The sequence below is a fragment of the Candidatus Pelagibacter bacterium nBUS_44 genome (genome assembly GCF_051200895.1).
Taxonomy (GTDB): Bacteria; Pseudomonadota; Alphaproteobacteria; order Pelagibacterales; family Pelagibacteraceae; genus Pelagibacter.
Genome location: NZ_CP172838.1, coordinates 373,148 through 399,520, shown reverse-complemented (window position 1 = coordinate 399,520; position 26,373 = coordinate 373,148). Strand labels below are relative to the sequence as shown.

The 26,373-nt window shown below is 31.0% G+C and carries 31 protein-coding genes and 1 pseudogene; 11 read left to right on the top strand and 21 right to left on the bottom strand.

Annotated features, from left to right (window positions below; all coding sequences use genetic code 11):
• Window position 1 precedes the first annotated feature (1 nt).
• The 15 genes and pseudogenes from ACIJYB_RS02100 to ACIJYB_RS02030 form a co-directional block, all read right to left on the bottom strand.
• The gene (locus ACIJYB_RS02100) at window positions 2–1,621 is read right to left on the bottom strand and encodes an electron transfer flavoprotein-ubiquinone oxidoreductase (protein WP_435151799.1); all 1,620 of its coding nucleotides are present in this window, start codon (window positions 1,619–1,621) and stop codon (window positions 2–4) included.
• A gap of 22 nt (window positions 1,622–1,643) precedes the next feature.
• Window positions 1,644–2,597, bottom strand: coding sequence for an electron transfer flavoprotein subunit alpha/FixB family protein (locus tag ACIJYB_RS02095; RefSeq protein WP_435151797.1), 954 nt, complete (start codon window positions 2,595–2,597; stop codon window positions 1,644–1,646).
• Window positions 2,597–3,346 (bottom strand): electron transfer flavoprotein subunit beta/FixA family protein, encoded by a 750-nt coding sequence (locus ACIJYB_RS02090; RefSeq protein ID WP_435151795.1) that lies wholly within the window; start codon window positions 3,344–3,346, stop codon window positions 2,597–2,599. The genes ACIJYB_RS02095 and ACIJYB_RS02090 overlap by 1 nt, the downstream gene beginning before the upstream one ends.
• A pseudogene (locus tag ACIJYB_RS02085) lies at window positions 3,346–5,776 on the bottom strand (GcvT family protein). The gene ACIJYB_RS02090 and the pseudogene ACIJYB_RS02085 overlap by 1 nt, the downstream one beginning before the upstream one ends.
• Window positions 5,777–5,832: 56 nt before the next feature.
• Window positions 5,833–6,309 carry a hypothetical protein gene (locus ACIJYB_RS02080; protein ID WP_435151794.1) on the bottom strand — a complete coding sequence of 159 codons (477 nt, stop codon included), beginning with the start codon at window positions 6,307–6,309 and terminating at the stop codon, window positions 5,833–5,835.
• Complete coding sequence (locus tag ACIJYB_RS02075; protein ID WP_435151791.1) at window positions 6,278–6,850, bottom strand: NAD(P)H-dependent oxidoreductase; 573 nt, start codon at window positions 6,848–6,850, stop codon at window positions 6,278–6,280. The genes ACIJYB_RS02080 and ACIJYB_RS02075 overlap by 32 nt, the downstream gene beginning before the upstream one ends.
• A 5-nt stretch (window positions 6,851–6,855) precedes the next feature.
• Window positions 6,856–7,269, bottom strand: a complete 414-nt coding sequence (locus ACIJYB_RS02070) for a DUF6691 family protein (RefSeq protein ID WP_435151788.1) — start codon at window positions 7,267–7,269, stop codon at window positions 6,856–6,858.
• Window positions 7,266–7,685 carry a YeeE/YedE family protein gene (locus tag ACIJYB_RS02065; protein ID WP_435151785.1) on the bottom strand — a complete coding sequence of 140 codons (420 nt, stop codon included), beginning with the start codon at window positions 7,683–7,685 and terminating at the stop codon, window positions 7,266–7,268. The genes ACIJYB_RS02070 and ACIJYB_RS02065 overlap by 4 nt, the downstream gene beginning before the upstream one ends.
• On the bottom strand, window positions 7,686–8,120 hold the full coding sequence (locus ACIJYB_RS02060; protein WP_435151783.1) for a CoA-binding protein: 435 nt from the start codon (window positions 8,118–8,120) through the stop codon (window positions 7,686–7,688). It abuts the gene before it with no gap.
• Window positions 8,121–8,123: 3 nt separating this feature from the next.
• On the bottom strand, window positions 8,124–8,321 hold the full coding sequence (locus ACIJYB_RS02055) for a hypothetical protein (protein ID WP_435151780.1): 198 nt from the start codon (window positions 8,319–8,321) through the stop codon (window positions 8,124–8,126).
• Entirely contained in the window at window positions 8,321–9,100 is a 780-nt protein-coding gene (locus tag ACIJYB_RS02050; protein ID WP_435151777.1) for an enoyl-CoA hydratase, read from the bottom strand. Before ACIJYB_RS02050 ends, ACIJYB_RS02055 begins: the two co-directional genes overlap by 1 nt.
• 1 nt (window position 9,101) lies before the next feature.
• Window positions 9,102–9,953 (bottom strand): HalD/BesD family halogenase, encoded by an 852-nt coding sequence (locus ACIJYB_RS02045; protein WP_435151775.1) that lies wholly within the window; start codon window positions 9,951–9,953, stop codon window positions 9,102–9,104.
• Between the two features lie 6 nt (window positions 9,954–9,959).
• Window positions 9,960–10,334 carry a cytidyltransferase gene (locus tag ACIJYB_RS02040; protein ID WP_435151772.1) on the bottom strand — a complete coding sequence of 125 codons (375 nt, stop codon included), beginning with the start codon at window positions 10,332–10,334 and terminating at the stop codon, window positions 9,960–9,962.
• A complete protein-coding gene (locus ACIJYB_RS02035; RefSeq protein WP_435086658.1) occupies window positions 10,334–10,741 on the bottom strand; it encodes an AAA family ATPase in 408 nt (135 codons plus the stop codon). Before ACIJYB_RS02035 ends, ACIJYB_RS02040 begins: the two co-directional genes overlap by 1 nt.
• A gap of 2 nt (window positions 10,742–10,743) precedes the next feature.
• A complete protein-coding gene (locus ACIJYB_RS02030; protein ID WP_435151770.1) occupies window positions 10,744–11,937 on the bottom strand; it encodes an aromatic ring-hydroxylating oxygenase subunit alpha in 1,194 nt (397 codons plus the stop codon).
• Window positions 11,938–12,039: 102 nt separating this feature from the next.
• Between ACIJYB_RS02030 and ACIJYB_RS02025 the strand changes: the two genes are divergently transcribed.
• From ACIJYB_RS02025 to ACIJYB_RS02015, 3 genes are all read left to right on the top strand, one after another.
• Window positions 12,040–12,768 (top strand): methylenetetrahydrofolate reductase, encoded by a 729-nt coding sequence (locus ACIJYB_RS02025; RefSeq protein ID WP_435151767.1) that lies wholly within the window; start codon window positions 12,040–12,042, stop codon window positions 12,766–12,768.
• Window positions 12,761–14,119, top strand: coding sequence for an aminomethyl transferase family protein (locus tag ACIJYB_RS02020; protein WP_435151764.1), 1,359 nt, complete (start codon window positions 12,761–12,763; stop codon window positions 14,117–14,119). The genes ACIJYB_RS02025 and ACIJYB_RS02020 overlap by 8 nt, the downstream gene beginning before the upstream one ends.
• A gap of 153 nt (window positions 14,120–14,272) precedes the next feature.
• Window positions 14,273–14,818, top strand: a complete 546-nt coding sequence (locus tag ACIJYB_RS02015; RefSeq protein ID WP_435151761.1) for a hypothetical protein — start codon at window positions 14,273–14,275, stop codon at window positions 14,816–14,818.
• Here ACIJYB_RS02015 and ACIJYB_RS02010 read toward each other — a convergent pair.
• From ACIJYB_RS02010 to ACIJYB_RS01995, 4 genes are read right to left on the bottom strand one after another with little or no spacing between them, the layout of a single operon-like run.
• Window positions 14,815–14,982, bottom strand: a complete 168-nt coding sequence (locus tag ACIJYB_RS02010) for a hypothetical protein (RefSeq protein WP_435151760.1) — start codon at window positions 14,980–14,982, stop codon at window positions 14,815–14,817. The two genes, ACIJYB_RS02015 and ACIJYB_RS02010, sit on opposite strands and share 4 nt — an antisense overlap.
• Window positions 14,975–15,586 (bottom strand): DUF3726 domain-containing protein, encoded by a 612-nt coding sequence (locus ACIJYB_RS02005; protein ID WP_435151758.1) that lies wholly within the window; start codon window positions 15,584–15,586, stop codon window positions 14,975–14,977. Before ACIJYB_RS02005 ends, ACIJYB_RS02010 begins: the two co-directional genes overlap by 8 nt.
• A gap of 2 nt (window positions 15,587–15,588) precedes the next feature.
• Complete coding sequence (locus tag ACIJYB_RS02000; RefSeq protein WP_435151755.1) at window positions 15,589–17,250, bottom strand: hypothetical protein; 1,662 nt, start codon at window positions 17,248–17,250, stop codon at window positions 15,589–15,591.
• A gap of 2 nt (window positions 17,251–17,252) precedes the next feature.
• On the bottom strand, window positions 17,253–18,218 hold the full coding sequence (locus ACIJYB_RS01995) for a membrane dipeptidase (RefSeq protein ID WP_435151753.1): 966 nt from the start codon (window positions 18,216–18,218) through the stop codon (window positions 17,253–17,255).
• A 93-nt stretch (window positions 18,219–18,311) separates the two neighbouring features.
• On the opposite strand from ACIJYB_RS01995, the gene purE reads away from it, so the two are divergent.
• The 7 genes from purE (at window position 18,312) to ACIJYB_RS01960 (ending at window position 22,347) form a co-directional block, all read left to right on the top strand.
• Window positions 18,312–18,803, top strand: coding sequence for a 5-(carboxyamino)imidazole ribonucleotide mutase (gene purE / locus ACIJYB_RS01990; protein ID WP_435151750.1), 492 nt, complete (start codon window positions 18,312–18,314; stop codon window positions 18,801–18,803).
• Window position 18,804: 1 nt separating this feature from the next.
• The gene (locus tag ACIJYB_RS01985; RefSeq protein WP_435151748.1) at window positions 18,805–19,851 is read left to right on the top strand and encodes a 5-(carboxyamino)imidazole ribonucleotide synthase; all 1,047 of its coding nucleotides are present in this window, start codon (window positions 18,805–18,807) and stop codon (window positions 19,849–19,851) included.
• The gene (locus ACIJYB_RS01980; RefSeq protein WP_435151745.1) at window positions 19,852–20,319 is read left to right on the top strand and encodes a GNAT family N-acetyltransferase; all 468 of its coding nucleotides are present in this window, start codon (window positions 19,852–19,854) and stop codon (window positions 20,317–20,319) included.
• A gap of 117 nt (window positions 20,320–20,436) precedes the next feature.
• Window positions 20,437–20,643, top strand: a complete 207-nt coding sequence (locus tag ACIJYB_RS01975) for a cold-shock protein (protein WP_008545539.1) — start codon at window positions 20,437–20,439, stop codon at window positions 20,641–20,643.
• Window positions 20,644–20,786: 143 nt separating this feature from the next.
• Entirely contained in the window at window positions 20,787–21,134 is a 348-nt protein-coding gene (locus tag ACIJYB_RS01970) for a cupin domain-containing protein (protein WP_435151742.1), read from the top strand.
• 22 nt (window positions 21,135–21,156) lie between these two features.
• Window positions 21,157–21,903: an aspartate/glutamate racemase family protein gene (locus ACIJYB_RS01965; protein ID WP_435151739.1), complete on the top strand. Its 747-nt coding sequence runs from the start codon at window positions 21,157–21,159 to the stop codon at window positions 21,901–21,903.
• A 3-nt stretch (window positions 21,904–21,906) separates the two neighbouring features.
• Window positions 21,907–22,347, top strand: coding sequence for a hypothetical protein (locus tag ACIJYB_RS01960; protein WP_435151736.1), 441 nt, complete (start codon window positions 21,907–21,909; stop codon window positions 22,345–22,347).
• Here ACIJYB_RS01960 and ACIJYB_RS01955 read toward each other — a convergent pair.
• Window positions 22,344–22,640, bottom strand: a complete 297-nt coding sequence (locus tag ACIJYB_RS01955) for a hypothetical protein (RefSeq protein WP_435151734.1) — start codon at window positions 22,638–22,640, stop codon at window positions 22,344–22,346. The genes ACIJYB_RS01960 and ACIJYB_RS01955 overlap by 4 nt on opposite strands.
• 106 nt (window positions 22,641–22,746) lie before the next feature.
• Between ACIJYB_RS01955 and ACIJYB_RS01950 the strand changes: the two genes are divergently transcribed.
• Window positions 22,747–23,595, top strand: a complete 849-nt coding sequence (locus ACIJYB_RS01950; protein ID WP_435151732.1) for a DMT family transporter — start codon at window positions 22,747–22,749, stop codon at window positions 23,593–23,595.
• A gap of 10 nt (window positions 23,596–23,605) precedes the next feature.
• On the opposite strand, the gene ACIJYB_RS01945 is transcribed toward ACIJYB_RS01950, so the two are convergent.
• Window positions 23,606–26,140 carry an autotransporter domain-containing protein gene (locus ACIJYB_RS01945; RefSeq protein ID WP_435151729.1) on the bottom strand — a complete coding sequence of 845 codons (2,535 nt, stop codon included), beginning with the start codon at window positions 26,138–26,140 and terminating at the stop codon, window positions 23,606–23,608.
• Window positions 26,141–26,373: the final 233 nt, after the last annotated feature.

Genomic DNA, 26,373 nt, shown 5'->3' with positions numbered 1-26,373 from the left:
ATTACATATTTCCATATTTAGGTCCACCACTACCCTCTGGAGTAACCCAAGTGATATTTTGAGATGGTTCTTTAATATCGCAAGTTTTACAGTGAATACAATTTTGTGAATTAATTACAAATTTATTTTGATCATTTTCTTTTTGAACTTCATAAACACCTGCTGGACAATATCTTTGAGCAGGCTCGTCAAATTTTTCCAGAGTATAACTAATTGGTAAATTGGGGTCTTTAAGTTTTAAATGAATTGGTTGATTGTCAGCATGATTTGTACCTGTTAGATAAACAGAGCTTGTCTTATCAAAGGTAATAATATTATCATATTTTGGGTATTCTATTTTAGGCATCTCATTTGCAGGTTTTAAAGTTTCATGATCTGCATGCTTGTGTTTTAAAGTAAAAGGTAATTTTCCTTTAAATAAAATTTGATCAATTCCAGTAAATATTATTCCAAGTATTAAACCCCAACTAAAACTAGGTTTTACATTACGTGCCATATGTAATTCTTCATAAACCCAGCTCTTTTTAAACTTTTCTTCATAAATTGATAAATTTTTATTTTCTTTAATACTTTCAAATATTGTTTCAGCAGCAATCATTCCACTTTTCATAGCTGTGTGAGAACCTTTAATTTTTGGCATATTTAATGTTCCAGCATCACATCCAACCAGTAATGCCCCTGGCATAAACATTTGGGGTAAACTTTGAAGGCCTCCTTCAATTAATGCACGAGCACCATAAGAAATTCTTTTCCCCCCTTCAATTATTTTTTTAATTGATGAATGGGTTTTAAATCGTTGAAATTCATCATATGGAGAAAGGTGTGGGTTTTTATAGTCTAAACCAATAACATATCCTAAAAATACTTGCTTATTTTCTGCGTGATACATGAAGCTTCCGCCATAAGTATTGTTATCTAATGGCCATCCTGCAGTATGCATAACCATTCCCTCTTCATGATTTTTATCTTCTATTTCCCAAATTTCTTTAAAACCAATTCCATACTGTTGGGGATCCTTATCTTTTGAGAGATTAAATTTTTCAATTAATTGTTTTCCTAAGTGACCTCTGCAACCTTCGGCAAATACAGTTACTTTTCCCAACAATTCTATACCAGGTTCGAAACTATCTTTCTGATTTCCTTCTTTATCAATACCCATATCTTGAGTGGCAACACCCTTAACAGAGCCATCTTCGTTATATAAAATTTCACTCGCTGGAAATCCTGGAAATATTTCAACTCCTAAACCTTCAGCTTGTTCTGCAAGCCATCTGCATAAATTTGCTAAACTAATGATATAGTTGTTATGATTTTGTTGAACCTTAGGAAGTAACCATGTTGGCCAACTTAGTGATTTAGTTTTACCTAAAAATAAAAATTTTTCTTTTGAAACTTTAGTTTTAATTGGAGCGTTAAGTTCTTTCCAATTTGGTAAAAGTTCATCTAATGCTCGTGTTTCAAAAACATTCCCACTTAAAATATGCGCACCAATCTCTGATGCTTTCTCTAATAAACAAACATTTAAGTTTGGATCAAGTTGTTTCAGCTTGATTGCTGTAGATAATCCAGAAGGACCTCCACCAATTATTACAACATCATATTCCATCGACTCTCTAGCCATATGATATTTTTATCTTTAAGAATTATTTTTGTATAGTGTTTAATTTGTTTAGTTCTTCTAAGAACTGTGGCAAAGCTTCAAATAGATCTGCTTCTAAACCATAATCTGCAACACTAAAAATTGGAGCTTCTCCATCTTTATTAATTGCAACAATCACCTTGCTTTCTTTCATTCCTGCTAAATGTTGAATAGCTCCTGAAATCCCGACAGCAATATATAAATCTGGTACAACAACTTTACCTGTTTGTCCAACTTGGTGGTCATTACTAATATAGCCAGCATCAACCGCTGCTCTTGAAGCACCTATTGCTGCATTTAATTTGTCTGCAATAGAAGTAATCAATTTAAAGTTATCTCCACTTTGCATCCCTCTTCCACCTGATACTACTATTCTTGCTGTACCAAGTTCAGGTCTATCTGATTTGATTTCTTCTCTTTTAATGAATTTTGTTAACAAAAATTCCTCTCCTGCTTCAGCAGTTTCAATTGGTGCTGAACCACCAGAGCTTTCACATGGTTCAAAAGATGTTGGTCTAATAGTAATACACTTTTTAGCATCAGTACTTTTAACTGTTGCAAAAGCATTTCCCGCATAAATAGGTCTAACAAAAGTGTCTTGAGACTCTACTTTAATAATATCACTAACCTGCGATGTATTTAATTTGGCAGCTATTCTTGGCATTAAGTTCTTACCAAATGTATTTGCAGAACAAACTATATGCGAATAATTATCTGCAAGTTTTGTAACTACTGGAGCAAAATTTTCTGCTAAAAAATTTTCATAGTGAGCAGCTTCTGCTGTGATCACTTTTTTAACTAAAGGTAATTCTGAGGCAGCTTTAGCAGCATCGCCACAGTTACTTCCAATAACTAATGCGTGAACATCACTATCAATTTGAGATGCTGCTGTAACAGCATTCAAAGTAAAAGATTTAAGCTCTTTATTGTTATGCTCTGCTATTAATAATACTGACATTATATTACTTTTGCCTCGTTTTTTAATTTTTGAACTAATTCAGCAACACTTGAGACTTTAATTCCAGCTTTACGCTTAGGTGGTTCCTCAACTTTAATTTGTTGTATTTTAGGTGCTGTATCAACACCTAGATCTGATGCACTCATTTGTTCAATTGGTTTTTTCTTTGCTTTCATTATATTTGGTAATGAAGCATATCTTGGTTCATTTAATCTTAGATCACATGTAACGATTGCAGGAGTATTAATTTCAATGGTTTCTAAACCTTCATCAATTTCTCTAACAACTTCTAATTTTCCATCTTTAACTTCAATTTTTGAAGCGAAAGTTGCTTGAGGCCAATCTAATAAAGAACTCAACATTTGTCCTGTTTGATTGCAATCATCATCAATTGCTTGTTTGCCCATAAACACTAGATCTGGCTTTTCTTTCTCAACAATTTTTTGTAAGATTTTTGAAACGGCAATGGGTTCTATTATACCCTCTGCTTTAACATGAATTCCTCTATCAGCTCCAACTGCTAAAGCTTTTCTAACAGTTTCCTGAGCTTTTTCTTCACCAACAGTTACAGCAATTACTTCTGTTGCTTTTCCACTTTCTTTAATCTTTACCGCCTCTTCGATTGCATTGTCATCTGGTGGATTTGTTGACATCTTAACATTGTCAGTGACAATACCTGTGCCATCTTCTTTAACTCTTATTTGAACATTGTAATCAATAACTCTTTTAACAGCGACTAAAATTTTCATTAAGCTCTCAATAAATTATTTTCAGAATCGTATGGACTCTCTTCTAAAACAGTAGCCTCATACATTTCACCTAAAATATCAACTTGTAATTTGTCGCCCACATTTGCATGCTCTGGTTTAACCATAGCAAGAGCAATTGATTTATCTAATCTAAAACCAAATTCACCACCTGTTGCTCTTCCAACAACTTTGTTATCTTTGTAAATTGGGTTATTCCCTAAAACATCAGCATCTTTAGTGTTATGAATTTCAAGAGTAATAAGCTTGTTATCAAAACCTTTTTCTCTCCATTTATTAAGAGCCTCTAATCCTATAAAACTACCTTTGTTAGGGTGAACAAATCTATCTAACCCAGACTCGTACGGTGAATACTCTATTGAAAGTTCAGTACCAACTAGTTTATATGATTTTTCTAGTCTTAAGCTATTCATTGCTCTTATGCCAAAAGGTTTAATACCTAAATTTTTTCCAGCTTCCATTAACTTATCAAAAATATGATTTTGATATTCAATTGGGTGATGAAGCTCCCAACCTAGCTCACCAACGAAGTTCACTCTCATGGCATTAACAGGAGCATATCCAACATCAATATTTTGTGCAGTTAACCATTTAAAATTCTCATTTGAAAAATCATCAGTAGATACTTTTTGTAGCAACTCTCTTGATTTAGGGCCCGCAACAACAAGCACTCCTGTGCTGTTAGTCAAATTCTCAAATGTAACGCCTTCATCTGGCATCCATTTTTTAATCCAATCATGATCCAATCTTAAGTTTGCACCAGCAGATACTAAATAGAAACTATTTTCAGAACTCTCTCATAATTGTAAACTCTGAATGAACACCACCTTTGGTATTAAGAGCATGGCATAAACCAATTCTTCCAATTTTTTTTGGTAATTTATTTGCTACTAAATGATCTAAAAATTCCTCAGCTTTTGGACCTTTAATTCTACATTTTGCAAACGCTGTCATATCTAAAAGGCCGACATTATCTTTTACATTTTGACATTCTTTTTTAATAGCCTCAAACCACTTTGATCTTCTAAACGACCAATCATCTTTTTGTTCCATACCATCTGTCGCAAAAAAATTAGGTCTTTCCCAACCAAATTTTTGACCAAAAACTGCGCCTAAATCTTTCATCTTTTCATAACAAGGTGATGTTCTTAAAGGTCTCGCGGCTGGTCTTTCTTCATCTGGGTAGTGTGTAATAAATACATGACTATATGCTTCTTCATTTTTAGCTTTTAAATAAGATTTGGTCGCATAATCTCCATAACGTCTAGGTTCAACACCAAGCATATCAATGGTTGGTTCACCATCTACAATCCATTCTGCTAGTTGCCATCCTGCTCCACCTGCAGCAGTAATTCCAAAACTATGTCCTTCGTTAATCCAAAAGTTTTTTAATCCCCATGCAGGTCCGACTATTGGATTACCATCCGGCGTATAACAAATTGCACCGTTATAAACTTTTTTAACACCAACCTCTCCAAACGCAGGAACACGGTGTATCGCACCTTCAATGTGTGGTGCTAATCTATCTAAATCTTCTTGAAACAATTCATACTCTGAATCTTTTGATGGACCATTAACATAACAGGCTGGTGCACCATCTTCGTATGGACCTAAAATTAATCCACCTGCTTCTTCTCTCATGTACCATCTATTATCACTATCTCTTAGAACTCCCATTTCTGGTAAGCCATCTTTTTTTCTTTTTTGAATTTCAGGATGTGGTTCAGTTACAATGTATTGATGTTCAACTGGAATAACAGGAATATCTAACCCAACCATTTTACCAGTTTGTCTTGCAAAGTTTCCTGAACAAGAAATAATATGTTCACACTCTATAGAACCTTTGTCAGTTTCAACAACCCAACCATCTTTAGTTTGTTTCATTGAAAGTACACTTGTGTTTCTATAAATTTCGGCACCCATATTTCTTGCACCAGTTGCCATTGCTTGAGTCAAATCAGCAGGCTGAATATATCCATCTTCTGGGTGTTGAATTGCACCAACTAAATCATCTGTATGACATAAAGGCCAAATTTCTTTTACTTGATCTGGTGTTAAAAATTTAACATCAACACCAATAGTTTGGGCAACACCAGCGTACTGATGATACTCATCCATTCTATCTTTGGTACTTGCTAAACGAATATTTGATACAATACTAAAGCCAACATTTTTTCCAGTTTCTTCTTCTAATTTTTTGTAAAGATCAACAGCATATTTATGAAGTTGTCCAACTGAGTAACTCATATTAAATAAAGGTAATAGTCCTGCTGCATGCCAAGTAGATCCTGAAGTTAATTCTTTTCGTTCAACAAGAACAACATCTGACCAACCTTTTTTTGCTAAATGGTAAAGAGCACTAACGCCTACTACTCCACCGCCAACTACTACAACTTTAGTTTTTGTTTTCATTCGCAATTCCTACTAAATTTTTTGAAATAACGAAACAAAATTGTATCTGTGGATAATTAAATTGAACTGCCTAGTGGGATCGGATTTGAGACCATGCTCGTCAGCCAACAATCCTTCAGTTCACCCTCTTCAGTATACTTTTCAACCTGCCAATTGAACTTGTGATAGATTTTATTTTTATCTAAAATAACCACCTCAAATTGAGCCCATTTATCGCTACTTCCAAGCTGGGTAATTGTATGGCTCAAATGATTAATCATCATCTCATAGGAGTTGCCCTTCAACATTCTTTTAAAATTACCTAAAGGACCTGTAACCTTTTTGTTGTTTGGATGGGCAAAATTCCATGTTTGCTCTATGCCACTATCTTTAAAATTAAGGTCATTTTTCTGAAGGCCAGATAGCTGAATTTTAACAACTTCTTTGGGTTTTATATTGCTATTAGGTTTTAAGATATCTGCTTTTGATACTGGAATAGTGATTAAGAGTAGAGCTAAAACTTTAAATATTAATGGCAGTCTTTTTAACATCATCTAAAAATTCTTGTCTTTTTGCATCACTTACAAATGGTACTGCAAAATATCTTCTATAGACAATGTTATATATGCCACACATATGAAACACTCCTCTTTTAAGCCTTCTAATAGGAAGATTTAAAAAAAAAGTCGTAATTGCTAATCTTGGAGATCCATAAGTACAAAAAATAATTGTTTTTTTTTGTTTCAAATTTCCAATCGGATAACCATAGTTACCCCACAACTGTTTAAATTTAAACGCCCAAGGTGGTGCTAATACTTTATCTATCCAACCTTCAACTATTGCTGGCATCCTAAAATTCCAAATTGGTGCAATTAAAACAATTGTATCGCACTCTTCAATTCTTTGACGATGGTTTAAAACATCTTCACCAGGTTCTTCACCTGCAAAAACTGGATCAAATTTCTCTTTATATAAATCAACGGCATCAACTTTGTTCCCTTTTTCTTCAGCTGTTTTTATAAAGGTGTCTCTTATTGCGGCATTAAAAGATTTGTTATTATAGTGGCCGTAAACTAAAAATATTTTTTTACTCATAAATTTTAATTATCAAAGTTAATTAATTTCACTAAATAAAAACCTACAAACATTGCGAAAACAAATGTTATTGAGTGAATATCTAATAGTGCAATTGATGATATAGCTGGTCCAGGACATAATCCAATTAGCCCCCAGCCAGCTCCAAATATTGTTGATCCTAAAATAAGTCGGTTATTAATATTTTTGTTATTTGAATAATTAAAATTTTCAGCAAATATTGGTTTTTCTTTTTTTTTGATTATATGAAATAATGGAGAAGATACTATTAAAGCACCAATCATAACAAAAGCCAAAGAAGGATCCCAGTTTCCAAACAAATCCAAAAAACCTAAAACTTTTTCAGGATTAATCATTTCTGAAATAACTAGCCCAATACCAAAAATAATTCCTGAAATTAATGAAACTAATTTATTCATAAAAAATTTTTTATTAAAACTGTTAATATTCCAACAATCATAAAAGTTATAGTTGCAACAATTGATCTAAGTGAAAATCTTCCACAACCACTAATGCCATGACCACTAGTACAGCCGCCACTTATTCTGGTTCCAATACCAACCAAAAGACCTGCAAATATTAATAAAATGTAAGAATTTGAGATTGTGATGTTAATTTCGTTTTTAGTAAATAAACTATAAAGAATTGGTCCAATGACCAAACCTAATAAAAATAATATGTTATCAAATCTATTATTTTTCTCAGTTAAAGCATTGGCAGCTATTCCGCTTATACCTACTAATCGACCATTAAATAAAAAAAATACTGCGACAGCCAAACCAATAAATATGCCTCCAAGAGTTGCCGTAACAGGTGTAAAATTTACTATATTCATTTAATTGCTTAAAACAGGGAATGCTTGTCTAATTTTTAAAAAATGTTTCTGGTATTCCATTTTAGTACATTTATTTTCAATATATTCAATATTGTTTTTCTTAACTAATTCTTTTGCATCATCATCTTTTATACCTAATTGTAACCACAAAACTTTTGCTCCAATCTTTACTGTGTCTTCAGCAATAGGAAATACTTCTTTAGAAGGTCTAAAAACATCAACTATATCAACAGGTTCTTTTATATCTGTTATTTTTTCAAACACTTCTTCATCTAAAATTTTTTCACCTTTTACTCTTGGATTAACTGGAATTACTTTGTATCCATATTTTTGCATATATTTCATAACTATCGTTGAGGGTTTTGTAGAATCTTTACTTACTCCAATCATTGCAATAGTTTTATATTTTGAGAGAATATCTTTGATCTCAGACATAAATTATTTATTTTTTTTAATCTGATCTTCGCAAAATTTTCGGGCTTCCTTTAAATCTGTTATCTTTGACTCTGATAATTTTTGACTTCCAGCAAGACAGGCATCTACTGCTCTTTTTAAATTATGATCGTTAAAACTTAAAGCAAAATACATTCCCGATATAATAAAAATGACAATTAAAATATTTTTTTTATTTTTCATTACTTATTTTTCCATTTTGGTTTTCGTTTTTCTAAGAATGCAGATATACCTTCTTTAGCATCCATTGCCATCATGTTAATTGACATCATTTTACTTGTATAAGCATACGCTTTTCTTAATGGCATCTCCAATTGTTTATAGAAAGCTTGTTTACCTATTTTGATTGTTAAATTTGATTTAGATGCAATAGTTTTGGCAACTTTTAATACTTCACTATTAAGTTTTGATTTAGGGTAAAAATCGTTAATTAATCCAATTTCTTTTGCATAATTTGCTTTAATAGGTTCTCCAGTTAACAACATTTTCATCATTGGTTTTCTATTAATTTTTCTACTGACCGCAACCATTGGTGTACTACAAAATAATCCTATGTTAACCCCAGGTGTTGCGAACAAAGTGTCATTTGTGCTGTAAGCTAAATCGCAACTTGCAACTAATTGACATCCAGCCGCAAAAGCAGCTCCATGAACTTTAGCAATAACTGGTTTTCTTCCTTCAACAATTTGAAGCATTACTTTTGAACAAAGATTAAATAACTTTTGGTACTTTTCCTTTTTTTTTAATCCTCTTACTTCTTTTAAATTGTGTCCAGCGCTAAAGCCTTTACCGGCACCTTCTAAAATAATAACTTTTAATTGTTTATCAGCATCAAGTTTTTTAAAAGCTTTAAGTAAATCAGTTAAATTTTTAAACGATAATGAATTATAAGTTTTTTGCTCATCAATAATAATTGATGCAATTTCATTTGTTATTTTTTTTGTTTTAATATTGCTTGTCATATCAATCAGCTAAACCATCAGGTCTAGCTTGATTTCTTTCTGTATGAATTGGTAAAACTTTTCCATATATAGCTTCTGAATGTTCGGGAGTATTAACTCTCCAAGGATCTAACACATAAGCTGGGATGCAAAGATATCTTGGTTTATTTCCTTTAACCTTAGTTACTCTATGCATTGTAAATCTACCCTTAAATATTTGTAAATCTCCAGGTTCTAATTTTAATTGTCTAACCTTTGATCTGTCACCATCTAGTACTTTTTTAACTTCGTCAAAATTTTCATTTCCTGGTTCTCTAATGAAAGGACAATATTCAAAAATTCCACCTTCATCTGGTTTTTGGATCATTATACTAAGTGTAAACTCACAACTATCAAAATGCCAAGGAAGAATTCCATCTGATCTCATCACATTATATGCGTGACAAGCTAATGGGTCTGCCCATCTGTATATTGGCGAGATTCCCAGACAAGCAGATACAAATTTTAAAAGTTCTTCCTGCTCGTATAAAAATTTCATTTCAGAATCTTTATCAAAAAGATCTGAATTCAAATATCCATTGTCCCTTTCTAAGAAAGTTCTTTTAGGATGATTTGGAGATAAAGATTGGTCATCTTTAGAGTTAAGATAAGGATTAATACTTTTTTTAGACATAAAAACTTTATCAATTTTTTTCTCTAATTCAAAATTCATAGTCTCAATTGAATTTGGCAAAATGAAATTTGGAATAGTAGAGCAGCTAAACTGCTCTAAGTCATCTTTACATTTTTTAATTATTGTCTGTATCTTGTTAGATGATAGATCGTGAATTGGATAATTTTCTAAATCTACAATAGCTTTTAGTCTATCGTTCATTATAACTTATTTCAATTTTCCTTCTTCTCTCATCTTGGCTCTAATTTTAGTAGCTGAGATTTCTTGAACTTCTTTGGATAATTCAATTTCTTCGATTTTGTAACCAACACCACGACCGTAACAAATATTAGTAATATTTGGCACCATCATTACTTTAAATTGGCTTTCAAACTCTGGATTTAATCTATCTTCAATATTTTTTTTAACTGTTTCAAAATCAAAAGGATTGTCATCAACCCCTTGAACATCTCTAATTTGAATACAAACTTGACCTGTTTTTTTTACAATCTCTTTAAATAAAGTGTAATGGCCATCATGAAATGGTTGCCATCTTCCTAACATTTGTGCGGTTGGTTTTTTATTATCCCATTCGTGAGCCATTATTTTATCTCCTTTAATATTTTTGGTGCCCAACTTTTAGCATCTTGTGTCGTTACATGATAGTCAAACTTATCTGGTTTAATAAACATTTTATTAGTATCATCAAATCTTCCTTCTTTAATAGTATCAACCCAAATAACAAAATCTGCAGGAAATAATTTTCTTGCTTCAGGTGTTGGACAAATAAAATCTGCTACAACAAAATTTCCATCGTCTTTTAACTTTAACGCAAAGTCTGCCATCCTTTTTGCTTGTCTTTTTCTTCCCTCTTCAGAAAAATCCCAATCGTTTGCTTCTTTTCTTACCTCATCAGCATTTAATCTTTTTGCATTAAGCATTGGTGCTAATTCTTCAGCTAATGTTGTTTTTCCTGAGCCAGGTAGACCCATTATTAAAATTATTTTCATTTTTATATTAAACTATTCGCTACCCATTTATGAAATTGATGAGTTGGTTGATCCATAACTGGCGAAAAATTTCCACCATTATAAGTTGGGGAACCTCTTCCTTCTTGCATTCCTTCTATCGCACTTATATCTTCCAACATAACATCTTTCCAGAATCTTGCATTTTCTTTTCTTAAATCTTTGAGCTCTTCACCGTTTGCACTTTTTTCACCAATATAATACATTTGCATATGCTCTTTGGTTTTGTTTATTCCAATTGGCTCTAACCAAAATACATAAAAATGATCAATGTGCAAACCAATCATTACATTTGGGAATAGCGCAATATATTCAGAATTTTTGAATGATTTTTTTTCCCAGTTTTTAAATGTATCAAATTTGTTATTTCCTTTAACTGGTTTTTCATATTTCTCACTTCCTTGTCCCGCAAATCGATTTGGTAACCCTTGAATGTGATAATGATCATTAATATTTGATACTTTATTTAATTCTGGGTGAATAGTAGGTAAATGATAGCTTTCACAATAATTCTCAATTGCAAACTTCCAATTACATTTAACTTCTAAATCAAATGAACCATAATCATTAGAATGAACTAATAATTTTTGATCATCATGATTAATAAATTTTGACCATCTGTCTTCTAGTGGTTTGATATAATCTTCAAATTCGATTTCATTTGCATTTATATTTACAAAAATAATATCCATCCATATTTTAGATCTGACTTCTTTAAGATTGCTCTGATTCTTGTCAAATTTATCTGAATTATGATTATTAAGACCCCCTATATGTGGGGTGGCTAATAGATTTCCTTTAAAGTCATATGACCACGAGTGATAAGGGCATCTAATTACATTCTTAAGAGTGCATGGTTTATCCAAAAGCTTAAAACCTCTATGACTGCATACATTGTGAAATACTCTAATTTTAAGATCCTTGTCTCTGACTATCATTAAAGGAATTCCGAGCAGATTGCACGGTTTAGCATCTCCAGGATTAGGTATTGAGTTGCCTACTCCAATTACTGTCCATTTATCACAAAAAATCTTATCTCTTTCATACTCTAAATATTCTTCGCTTGTATAGCACTGATTTGGAAGGCCATTTGCAGTCTCAATTGGTTTATCCACATTCATTAGTTTCTTGATGTCTAGGATATCTGAGAGAGATCTAATTTTATGATTTTTTTCCATAAAAAAAATTATCATGACTATAAATTTTGGCAACAAATTTTCATTTTGGAGCTGTTGAATTTCTTTGACAGCTTTTTCAAATAAGATAATGATCGGGAAAAAATGAACTTTTCATTAGAAATTGGTCCACACACAGACCTAGAAACTTTACCTCCTGTAAAGGATGTTTACGTTACAATGTTGCCTGGTGGCGATTATAAAGAAACAGCTGATAAATCTGGAGATCTTGTAAAAAAAGGTTTTAATCCTGTTCCTCATTTTCCAGCTAGATCAATAAACAATGAAGATGAATTAAAAAATTATGTTTCAAGATGTAAAGACCAAGGAGTTAAACAAGCTTTGGTAATTGGAGGAAGTAGAGGTCCAATTGGAAAGTTCGATAGCTCTTATCAAATTTTAGAAACAGGTTTTTTTGAAGGAATTAAAATTGGTATTGCAGGACATCCTGAAGGAAGTCCAGATATACCAGAACAAAATTTAGAAAAAGCAATGATAGATAAGAAGCCTTATGCTGATTACATAGTAACTCAATGGTTATTAGATAGTCAGCCTATTGTTGATTTCATTTCTAAACAAAGCGTACCAGTGCATGTTGGAATTACTGGGCCGATGAAAATATCTAGCTTAATAAAATTTGCTAATATTGTCGGGGCGAAAAATTCCATTAACTTTCTTAAATCTAATTTTACTAAGGCGTTAGATTTATTGAAACCTAAAGACCCTAATGATTTAATTGGGAAAGTTAAATCACATACTGATAACTTCCACATTTATACATTCGGCGGCTTGAAGGAAACAAACAAGTGGTTGAAGGAGAATAGTTATGTCTAATGAGTTTGACTATACTAAGTTAAAACATGCTACTACAGTTGATCAATCAGATCGTGCAGTACCATACAATTTAAGACAAAGTGGGCCAACTAAAGTTGAAATGCTTATCTCAACAAGAGTAAGAAAATCACCTTATTGGCATTTATCAATGCAGGCAGGTTGCTGGAGAGCAACAGTTTACAATCGTATTTATCACCCAAGAGGATATGTAAAACCAGAAGATGGTGGAGCAATGGTTGAGTATGATGCAATTGTAAATCACGTTACTATGTGGAACGTTGCTGTTGAAAGACAAATCAGAGTTAAGGGTCCGGATGCAGAAAAATTTACTGACTATGTAATAACTAGAGATGCAACAAAGATTTCTCCTATGAGAGCAAGATATGTAATCTTGTGTAACGCATATGGTGGGGTTTTAAATGATCCAATTCTTCTTAGAATTTCTGAAGATGAGTTTTGGTTTTCTTTATCAGACTCTGATATTGGCATGTACCTTCAAGGGGTAAATGCTGATGGAAGATTTGACTGTACGATTGAAGAGATTGATGTCAGTCCAGTACAAATACAAGGACCAAAATCAAAAGCTTTAATGAAAGATCTTTGTGGGGATCAAGTTGATTTCGACAATATGCCTTTCTACGGTTTAGCAGAAGTTAAAGTAGGTGGAAGAAGTTGTGTAATTTCTCAATCTGGTTTCTCTGGAGAAGCTGGGTATGAAATATACTTAAGAGAATCTACTTTATACGCTGAAGATATGTGGAATGCTGTTCTTGCTGCAGGTAAAAAACATAGCCTTATGGTTATTGCTCCTGCTCATCATAGAAGAATTCAAGCTGGAATTCTTTCTTGGGGTCAAGATATGGATGCTCAACATAATCCGTTTCAGTGTAACCTAGGTTACCAAGTTTCATTATCTGGAAAAGGTGAATGGGCTAAAAAAGCTGATTATGTGGGTAAAGCTGCTTTAGAAAAAATGGGCGCAGAAATTAAAGATGGTAAAAAACCTTACAAGCTACAATTAGTTGGGCTTGAATTAGGTGGAAAACCAATTGAAGAGTATGCTCCTGATTTTTGGCTAGTGTCACCTGAGAATGGTGGAGATCCCGTTGGATTTATCACCTCTCCTTGGTATCACCCAGAGAAAAAACAAAACATTGCTATGGGATATGTTCCATTTGATGGAACATTAAACTCTAATGGCTTTCCAAAAGGTACTGTTGGAACTAAATTTAAAGTTCATCTACCTGAAAAATACTCTGACACACCAGGAACACCTGTTGATGCAGTAGTAGTGGATATTCCATTTAAAGAGTCTTTCAACGCAAATACAAGAGAAGTTGTAAAAGGCTAAATCTATTTTGGGGGAGCAATATTTAAGCTCCCCCATTTTCTCAATGACTAAAAGTTTTTTAATCGTAATTTGCATTATTATTGCAATTGCTTTAATAATATTTCCATTACTAGTTTCATACAAAGCACAAAAAAATAAAAAGAATAAAGATTAATGTTTGGTGAATTTTTAGATATAGTTTTTAAATCAATTAAATTAGATAAATCTCTTTATACAGATAATAAAAACTTTGGAGAGGCTTCAGTTTATTTTGCTGGACTTATAATGATCTTAGATGGAATTGCTGGTGCTGTAGCCGCAAACACAGTAATAAAAACAGCAGTTGCCATGTCAGGACTTACATCAATTATAACTTGGTTAGTTTGGGCAATCTTTATTTATGTAATTGGTGTTAAGCTTTTTCCAGACAAAAAAACAAAAGTTCCTTTTAAAAAAGTTTTAACTTCTGTTGGATTTGCTCACGCACCTGGTTTACTTAGATTTTTTGCAGTAACTCCAAACATGATGATACCGATAATTTTTCTTACACAATTTTGGATTTTTGCAGGATTAATTATCTCTACCAAACAAATATTAGGTTTGAAATCTAATATTAAATCTTTTGGAATAGTATTTTTATCATTTTTGATAATAGCATTCTTATCTATTTCTTTTGTAATGAGTAGAATGAATATGCTGCCTGTAAATCAGATTAGCTAAATTGGAAAAATAGTTTTAGAAACTCTACATGACGAACACAGTTTATAACTAGTTAAAATCAGATTTTGAGAAACACTTTCGTCCTCTTTCTTGCATTCTTCACAAATATTATTTAATTCTTTAGCAATTTCTTCACCATATTTCTTATCTGGTTTATCAGTCATTATCTGTAAGTCCTGCTCCAGCAGCACCTTGTTTTAAGCTTTCACTTTCTTCAACAAAAGTATTTTCAGCTAATTTATACAAACTATTCCACTCTGAATCTGTGAAATTATCTTGGTTATTAACAAATTTAATCTCAATTTCATTTGCAAATTTAGGAAACTCTTTATTAAAAATATTTGAAGAAATATTTACATTTAGATTCAACAAAATTTCATTTTGATCAAATTTAACATGTATTTTTTTTCCACTTATTTCTGATGCTCTGCTTAAAAATGATAAAAGTATAACTGGGTGTGCGATTTTCTTAAATTTAATTGTCTCAAAATTTTCTATCGATTTAATTTGATCCAAAAAACTAATACCAAGTATAATTGGGCAGAAAGCTTCTGAAGAAGGTTCGTTTTTTTCACTAATTAAATTTAAATCTTCAAAATTTTTTGTATCTTTCTCTTTATAATAATAATTTAAATTTTTGATTCCTTGTAACCCAAACATCTCTAATAGTCTTATAGATTTTCCTACCTCTTCAGAATTTCCCCAAGAAAAACCAACTGCTCTACTTGCTCTTTTGGCTGCAGTTTCAATTTCACTTAAAGATCTCATAATTAATTATTAGTTTTATACACCCATTGCTCATCGTAGTTTTTTAATTCACCTGGTAATGGTGCACCTTGGAACATGCAAATTCTTAACCATTTATCTGATCTTGGATCAAACTTTAATGCACCAAAAAAAGACAATTTAAGCCTCAACATATCAATGGGAACAATATTTTTGCTAATTGTGTTGTCTTGAATTTCTGAATATGGAAACTTTTCTATTATAAAGGCTCTTCTCACAACGTGTCGATATTCTGAGTTTGAGGATAAAAATTCAGCTATAGATGAATTATTTTTTACAGATAATAATTTTTCATGAAGTTTTTTTATGTCTCTTGCAACAGCAAGTGGTTGCTCAAGTTCAGATCCATGTTCTTCAAATCTATCTGCTAATCTAGGTTCTTCTTTATTTTTGGATATAAACCAGAAATTTTGATAATTTTCTTTTTTATCAAAATTAATATCTAAAATATTTTGGTATTTGGTTTCAAGGATATCTCGTAATTCCTTTACCGATCGATTGGTTGGAATATTAAAGTACTTATCTTCATCAGAGCTCATATTGCTAACCAAAGGGTTGGTAATATTGTTATAAGGTTCCATCATTATGGATACGATATACTCTATACATTCTTCACAAGTATTTTGCTCTAACCACAAATATATTTCGTTAAATGGATATTCAGTTTTAAAATCAAAATTATTTTCAATGTGGTATATAAATTTTTCAACATTCTTGAGAAGTAAGCTAATTTTTTTTTGCTGATATTCACTATCTGTATTCCAGCTAGTAATATTTTTTAATGATTTTTTGACACAATCTATAAAAAGTACACTATCCTCGTTTGCAACATTTTTTATTTCTCTAATTTCTTTTAAGGCTGTTTCTCTACTTAGGATCCAATTATTTAACAAAGTTGGGTGATTAACTATAAAGGGAGCCATACCAAGGCCAGTTGAGTTACCAATACCTAAATTTTTACAAATTTGCTTATCTAGTTTGACTGCTTTTTTTGGATTTTTACAATGTGCAACATGATTTACCTGATCAAAAGTGAATTGTCTTACAAGGTAAACCAACATCATTTCTAATCTAAAAGGACCATTAATCTCCTCTCTATTTTTAATTCTAAATCTGTCAGCAAGTCCAAATTTACCAGATCCATAAACTGCTGTGGTTCTATACAAATAGCCAACTTTAGATAATAGGTTTACATCAGGTTGTTTGCCCTCACTTAAACTTTCAACAACATGGTTAAAAACTCTCACAGATTTATTTGCTCTGGATAAAGTTAACTCTTTAAATGTAAGTCTCCCAACTTCTTGTTTTGGAACTTCATCTTTTAATCTTTTAATATCATCCTTATTAGGAATGCCATCATGCAATGTAAATGCTGCATCCCATTTAGTAGCTATAACCCTATCAGATCTCTCCTCATCTTTAATTGGATTTGCAAAACATACTAAAGAATAAACTCTATCTTTTTTTTTAAATGAATATACAGCCTCACCATAACCTTCTTGGTCTAAGTTAAACAAATCTCTATTGTAGTCCCAATCTTTAAACTCACTTAAAAAACTTCTTAAAAATGATAATTTTGACTGATGAAATGATCCCAATCTTGACAACTTCATTATTGTATTTGGGTCTCTTAATTCAATTTTCATAATTAAATTGATTTATAAAAATTATACCAGTTGTTTCCTAGTATTCCATGTGTCTCACTATCTGAAAATCCTATCTTTTTAAGGCCATTTTCAATATTTTTAAATCCTCTGGCATCTTCAAACCATACAGGTTGATCAGGAAAACCAGGTTTATTTTTGGAGCCCTCCCCATAATTTTTACTTTTCGACCAGGTTCCATTTCTCATCCACTCAACGATGCTATCAGGTTGATTTAAACAAAGATCAGAACCTATACCGATATTTTTTATATCCATGATCTCAGCTGTTTTTCCAACCATTTCACAAAAGCTTTCAATTGTACAATTAGTATTATCTTTTAAATGATGGGGATATAAAGATAAACCCAACATACCACCACTTTCACTTAATGCCTTTAAAAGTTCATTAGATTTATTTCTTTTTGCAGCATGCCAAAAAGATGGGTTTGCGTGAGTGATCGCTATTGGTTTTTCACTTAATTCAATTGCATCAAATGTACTTTTTTCTGCTGAATGAGACATGTCAATAACTATACCAACTCTATTCATTTCTTTTATCGCTTCACGCCCAAAGTTTGTAACCCCACTATCAATTTTTTCATAACAACCCGTTGCAAGTAATGACTGATTGTTATAGGTCAGTTGCATAAATCTACATCCTAAGTTATGAACTTTCTCTACTAAATTGATATCATCCTCGATTGGAGAACAGTTTTGAAAACCAAAAAAAATTGCAGTTTTATTTTCAGAATTAGCTTTCTCAATATCTTTATAATCTTTTCCAAGAAATATTAAGTCTGAGTTTTCAGAGAAAAGTATTTCCCATTTTTTAATTTCTTCTAAAAGTTCATGATAATCTTCGTGATAAACTATTGTTACATGAACCGCATCTAGCCCAGCAGATCTATTATATTCAAAAATTTTTCTAGACCAGTTGCAATATTGTAAATTATCAATTTTAAAATTCATATAATGTCTAACTTTAATCAAAATGATTTTTAAATACTATTAATTTTATTGAAATTTTAAGTTAATTTTGAAATAAGACTTTTAGTATTTTTCATGAAAAAAAATAAAACTTTAAAAGTCTCTATAGTAATGGGTAGTCAATCTGACTACAAAACTATGCAACTTGCTGGGAAAACTCTTAAAAAAATTGGTGTTTCATTTGAAACAAAAATCATATCTGCACATAGAACTCCCAAAAGAATGTATGAATTTGCACTCTCTGCTGAAAAAAACAATATTGGAGTCATTATCGCTGGTGCTGGTGGATCTGCTCACCTACCTGGAATGATTGCAGCCTTAACTTCTTTACCTGTTTTAGGTGTGCCTATAGAAAGTAAAAAACTTAAAGGATTAGATAGCTTGCTATCTATAGCACAAATGCCAAAAGGTATACCGGTTGGCACATTAGCAATAGGTGAAGATGGTGCGATCAATGCAGCTCTATTAGCTGCTTCAATTATTGGAAATAGCAATTCAGTTATAAAAAAAAAATTAAATAACTTCAGATTATCTCAGACCAAATCTGTGAAAAAAAAACCTAAATAAGATGTCACAAACAACGCTTGGTATCATTGGTGGTGGTCAGCTTGGTAGTATGCTTGCTATTGCAGCAAAAAAATTAAATGTTGAAACTATAGTTTATTGTGATGACCAAGATGCTCCAGCGCAGAACTTTTGTACTAAATTTATTTCTGCTAATTATGATAATAAAGAAAAGATAATTGAATTTGTTAATCTGGTCGATTTTGTTACTTATGAATTTGAAAATATTCCATTTGACACTTTAAATGAAATAAATAAGTTAAAACCTGTATTACCCAAGCCCTCTGTCAATAGACTTATACAACATAGATTGGCAGAGAAAGATTTTGTAAATAATTTAAATATCAGAACAACTAGATATGCATCAATTGAAAAGAAATCAGAAATTGACTCTCTCAAAGATTTGTTACCTGGTATTTTAAAAACAACAACTCTTGGTTATGATGGTAAAGGTCAGTATCCTATTAACTCTGTTGAAGAATTTAATTCATTAAATATAAACTTGTCTAAAGGATATATTTTAGAAAAACTAGTTAAGTTGAAACAAGAAATTTCAATTATCATAACTAGATTTGCAAACAATAAATATGAAGTTTATGAACCAATAGAAAATAAACATGAAGATCAAATATTAAAATTTTCTAAAATTCCTGCAGAAATAAATAAAAAAATTTATGACCAATCTAAAGATTGGGCAATGACTATTGCAGAAGAATTGAAATATGTAGGCACCTTATGTGTAGAATTTTTCATTGATAGAAATGATAATTTGTATGTGAATGAAGTTGCTCCAAGAGTTCATAATTCAGGTCATCTAACAATCAATGCATATAATATAAGTCAGTTTGAAAATCATGTTAGAGCAGTATGTGGATTAGAACAAATACCATTAAAAAAAATTTCTAATGCTAAAATGATTAATCTAATTGGTGATCAAATATCTCATTATAGAATGTTATCTAAATTTAATGAAAATGAGTTTTTCTTTGACTATCTGAAAAAAGAGATTAAAGAAAAAAGAAAAATGGGACATCTTACAACTTTAGTATAAATGTTAAAATCTATAGAAGGAAATTTTGATAATCCTGAAGTTCATGAGTTACTTACAAATCATTTCATTGAATTAAGATCTGTATCACCTGAAGATAGTTGTCACGTACTAGATATAGCAGGACTAAAGGATCCCACTATTAAATTTTGGAGCTTATGGGATGAAAATAATTTAATAGGAAGTGGTGCTTTAAAGTTTCTTGATAAAGAGCATGGTGAATTCAAGTCAATAAGGGTAAGTGACAAATTTAGAAACCAAGGGAATGGTTATAAGGTCATAAACCACTTAATTAATGAGGCAAAAAAACTCAATATTAAAAGATTAAGTTTAGAGACTGGTGCAGGTGATTTTTTTTTAGCTGCTAGAAAATTATTTAAAAAATGTGGTTTTAACACCTGCAAGCCTTTTTCTAGCTATAAAAGTAATATTAATTCTGTTTATATGACTATGCTAATTAACAACAAATAAATCTTTAATTGTTTAATATTATTAATTTAGTTGACAAAACCCTCTAAAATCTAAACAAAGCCAGAATTACTTAATTATAAGTAATAAATTAATACAACGAAAAGTAAGAAGATAAATATGAGTCTACAAGGAAAAGTAAAATGGTTCAATCCAACTAAAGGTTTTGGTTTTATTGAAAGAGAAGACAAAGAAAAAGATGTGTTTGTACATGTTTCAGCTGTAAGAGATGCTGGTATGAACGGTTTAGATGAGGGTCAAGCTTTGACTTTCGATGTTGAAGATGGTCCTAAAGGTCCTTCAGCAGTTAACTTAAAAACTGCATAATTCACACTTCCTATTGGCTGAAATTTTAAATAATTAATCTACGGATTAGATATTTATATTCAGCCAATAGCAGAATATTTTAAAACAATCTTTAAACACAATTTTCAAATAGTTAATTTAATAGTACAATATGTATTATTGAAATGACTAAAAGATTTATTAATAACATCCACAATTTAGATTTTAAACCATTCGATAACTATGGAGAGCCAGTAAAAGGTATGAGCTGGCACAAGATAAGTTATGATAAACAAAATGGTGGTTTTGGTTCATACATACTCAAGATGGATCCAGGTGCTAAAAGCTTGCCTCATGTTCATCAAGGATTTGAAGAATTTTATGTAATAGATGGAGAGCTAGAAGATGCTGATGGTACGATTTTTAAAAAAGGCGATTTTATTACTTTTGAACCTGGAACTACTCATAACTCACAAACGAAAAATGGTTGCCTACTTATAGTTTTTATGAGAGGTATTAATAAACCAATCTAATATAAAATTATTCAAAAAAAATATGATCGGCATTTTAGGTGGAATGGGTACACAAGCAGGTTTGGACTTTTGCAACAAACTTGCAATTTTAAATAGAGGAAAAATTGATCAAGAGTATCCATTGTTCATTCTTTATAATAAATCCAATATACCCGGTAGACCAAAGTCTATTGGTGTTCAAACTAGAAATCTATCCAATAAAGCTTCTAACAAAGCTAGCAAAAAAAAATATAGTCTTGTTTTAAAAAGTTTACTTCAAGGATGTAAATTACTTGAGAGGAATAAATGTAAGTTTATTGTTATTCCATGTAATACGGCTCATTATTGGTACGATGATTTACAAAAAAAAATTAATATTCCAATTGTAAATATGCCTAAAGAAGTTTTTAAATTTACAAAAAAAAATTGTAAGAAAAGCTCAAAAGTTGGCTTATTAGCAACTGAAGGAACTTTAAAAACTGGTGTTTATGATAAAATTTTTAATAAAAGCTATAAATTAATACAACCATCTCAAAATCTTCAAAAAAAATCAGTAAATAAAGCAATTAAACTTGTGAAAATGGGAAGTGTAAAAGCAGCTGCAAAAGCAATCAAGCCAGCAATTAATGAATTAATTAAGATGAAATGTAAAAAAATAATTTTAGGGTGTACAGAGCTTCCAATAGCAATTTTTGCTTTTAAGTCATTTAGCAATGTAAAATCTTCTAAAATCTTTTTAGATCCAAATTTAATACTTGCAAACTCTGCAATGGCTAAACATAAAAAATAATTCATGCCATTAAATACTGAAAAACCATACGTTCTAAGAGTTGCAGAAATGATTTATTTAAAAATTGATAAAATCAAAAAAGACAACTCTGAAATGACCAACATTCAAGCATTTGAAATTTTTATGACTACAAAAGATTATGATTTGATTAGTTCAGGAGAATTTCATGATAAATGGTTTTTGGAATTAAAGAACAATAAATTTGTAGACAAAATTACTGGTAAGAAAATTAATGAAGAAACTATGAGGCTTTTAGAAATACAAAAAGACTCGATGGTTAAGTTTTTATTAAAAATTCCTAAATTATATTACACAAAAAGTCATTTTCCCTTAGAAATATCTCAAAGAGCTTTTGATCACCTATGGAGAGTTTGTGAAAGTTATGAAATGTGGTGTAAGGAAACTAAACAAAAAGATTTAATTACTTTAAATATATTAGATTAATTTAATTTTAACTTTTGTCTTGTAAGTTCAAATTTTTTTTCAACAAGATCTGTAAAATTTTTTTTAAACTTGTGACTTTTACTTTGACTCTCAACAGCATCCTGTAAGTGCTCTAAGGTATCTTTACCTGTTTCATTCTTAATAGCTGTATTAGCACCATATTGAAATCCTGCTTGAAGAATATTTCCAGTTGTTGCAACGGTCATACTTGGTCCCAGCAAGGCAGTAGATTGAAGACAGCCACTTAAGAAAATAAGAGAAAAAAATATAAAAGATACTTTTAAAAATTTCATAAGCTTATAATAATTAATACATATCTGATTCTTCAACTCAAGCTAGAAATAGCTCAATTTAGGTATTTTTATAAGAAAAAAACCTATTTTAAACTATAAACCAAAAATGATAAAAATTTTTCCATTTATATTTGTTTTATTATGGTCCTCTGCATTCATTACCACAAAACCAATAATTGATAACAGTGATCCATTTTCAGCACTTGCTTTTAGATTTTCAATCGTAGCAATTGGTTTTTTCTTATTTTCTGTTTATTCAAAACAAAAAATTATAATAAATAAAAAAAACTTTATTGAATCATTTTTTAGCGGTGTTCTTTTTCATGGATTTTATTTAGGTGGAGTTTTTTTTTCAATTTCAAAAGGAATGCCGACAGGCATTGCTGCTTTAATAGTAACCCTTCAACCAATACTCACAAATGCCTTAAGTGGACCAATTTTAAATGAAAAAGTAACAATTAAACAATGGACTGGGGTTTTGTTAGGCTTTGTAGGAGCAGCATTAGTTTTAGGTTTAGATATTGGTTCAGAAATTCCAGTTGCTGGTTTAGTTGCAACTATAATAGCTTTAATTGCAATAACATCCTCAACTATTTGGCAAAAAAAACTTAGTAACAATTTACCTCTATCAGTAAGTAACATGTATCAAGCTGTTGGTGGTTTTACTTTTCATTTATTAGTTATAATTTTTTTTGCAAAACCATACATTGATTTTTCACAAACATTTATAATTGCAATGAGTCATCAAATATTTTTAGTTTCTTTTGGTGCTTTTACAATATTGATGTACTTAATTAAGAATAATTCAGCCAGTAAAACTGTTTCAATATTTTTTTTAATACCAGCTACATCTGCTTTTATGGCTTGGTTGTTTTTAAACGAAAGTTTAACTAATTTAGATCTTCTAGGTTTTTTAATAACCACCATTGGTGTTTATATTGCAACACGAGATTAAAGATATTTAGTTAGAATGCTTTTGAATAATAAATATATAAATTTGTTTGTGTCATATTTTCATAAGCTAATTCTTGATATTGAATAATAGAAGAGAATCTATTATCTGAAGATAAATCATAATCAAAACCTAGGGAAACTACTGGACGAGTTTTTTTTAAGTTTGCATCAAGATTTACTGTTGGAAGACCTGACATACCCGTGGGTGCTAACTTAGAAATTGTATGATAAACATCATGTTCTATTCCTAAAGTAGCATGAAGGTTAAGTGCTGGTGTTAAATTTGCATCAATTCTTGTACCTAATAAAACGGTAAGCGCTTTATCATTAATTTTATTATAAGTAAGTGGGCTAACAGGTCCTACTTCTGTATAACTATCTTGTTTTTTGACTGCGTATCTTGATGCAAAATAGGGAGTATAATTAATTTTATTTTTTTTTGAAATTACATAACGTGTTTCAATTGTATTACTAATTGCTTTTGTTAGTGTTTTTCCTGTTCCCTCTTCTGAATTTTCTCCTGCTGCACGGGTGATTGTAGCATTTTTTTCTTGATACGCGTTTGCATATTTTACTTGAAATCCTAAGCCAGAGCTTTTTTGATTCCAAACAATTAAACTTCCAAGAAGTGGAGTATTATCTGAAAGTTTTAAATTTTTTGATGTGTCATGTTTAGTATTGGTGTGATAGAAACCTCCTATCCTCAGTTGATCAGAAAATCTCTTTCCACCTACTAGTACTAATCCATCTGTTGTTGAACTTGGATTTGTAACTTTAGAACGTCTGCCTCCTAATGATAGACATGTATCATTATTATTGCCAAAAAAATCACAATCATAAGTATTCATATGAGCAAAGTTTGCATCTGTTACTGATTTAAGACTATTCATAGTCTCAAGAGTAGGTGTTTTAGGCAACGTAGAAGGTGGTGGAACTGAACTTTCTATAGCGGTAATAATTAAATCCCAATCATCATCATTATTAGTATCATCTAATTTCCAATAATATTTATTTGCTCCTTCAAATTTATTACCTGTTGTGCAGTCTGTATCACTAGTGCATGATACTAAATCACTTTCTGTTAAGCCGCTAATTACGTCGCTATAAGTCGTATTTACTGATGAACCAGTTAGTGTTGAAGTGCTATGTACACCGAAAGTTGTCGTTTCTGATTTATTGCTAAAAACTATTTTACCATAATCAGAAGTGCTATTAACAATTACATTGTAATTTGTAGGAAGCTTATATCCATAAGTCAGCGCATCATTGCCTCCTTGAGAGTTAATTAATGTTGTAATAGTTCCAGATTGACCTGAGTCATTAGCATTATTAATATCCAAATCAGCACCTGTTATCGTTCCAGTATTGTTAATTGTTCCAATAGTTGCTCCTAATATATTTTTAATACCATCTGCATTAGTAGAATCTGTAATATTGCCTGAGTTATTTATTGTGGTGATTGCCCCTTCATTTTTAATTGCAGCACCACTGTCATCTCCTGTAATATTGCCTGAGTTAGTAATTGTTCCGATAGCTCCGGTTGCGTTAACGTAAATTACACCATTACCATCAATAGCAGAAATAGTTCCAGAATTATTTATTGTATTAATTACACCACCAGTTGAAGAAACGATTGCCTGACCGCTACCACCGCTAGTTTTGGTGGTAGAAATAGTTCCTGTATTTTCTATGGTACCTATTGTAGCGTTAAAATTTCTAATTGCTTTTCCATCAGCTCCCCATGCCTTAATTGTGCCGGCATTTTTGATTGTTGTAATTATACCGCGACCTGAATTCATAATGGTTTCGTTTTCAGCTTGTATCGTTGCGCCACTTTTATTTTCTATTAAAGTAATTGTGGGCACTGATTCATCATTTGTTGCGTTTCTAATTGCTTGTTCTTTACTAGATCTAATCATCCCTGCATTTGTTATTGTTCCAATGGTATTGTTATTTTGAATAGTATATTTTCGTACTGACCATATATCACCGGTAGCAGTATTTTCAATTTTGTTAATTGTTCCATTTTTCGTATTTGCAATTGCAACTTTACTGTTTGAATAAATTTGTCCACTATTAACTATATCTCCAATTGTAGATCCATTAAAAATTGGATAACCAGCTCCATTGGAAGTGGATTGCTTAGTCTCTATTCTTCCATTATTAGTAATTGTTGTAATGCTGCCTGAGCCTGCTGCATGTTTAATTCCGTATCTATCAAGGCCATCTGCAGTGTCGTAACCTATACCTGCATCGCTATTAATAGTAATAGTAGTATTAGTACCGTTTGTAGTGATTATTCCCTTTTCATCATCACTTGAATGTCCTTTAATTGTAGCACCATCAATAGTAATGTTAGAACCATCACCCGTTACTACAATTTGTCTACAATCTGAAGTGTAAGTTACAGTCGTGCCATTAACATCGGCACAATCAGCAGCATAAGTTTTTTTAGGAAAAAAAATTATTAATAATGTAATAAGAAAAATTAAACTTACACAGATGAAAATTTTATAATAATTTAATATCAATTTAAATACATACATTAAATAAATATCCCTTGTGGCCTATTTATTCTTTAGGAAGGTCACTAACCTAAAATTATGTAATGACAAAATTTGTCAAAAAATTTAAAAAAAATTTAAGAAAAATTTAAGAAAAATTTAAGAAAAATTTAAGAAAAATTTAAGAAAAATTTATAAAAAAAATAATTAATTTTTAATGCTTAATGTGGTCATTATGGGTTAAATAGTTTAATAAATTTGATGTAAAATAAAGC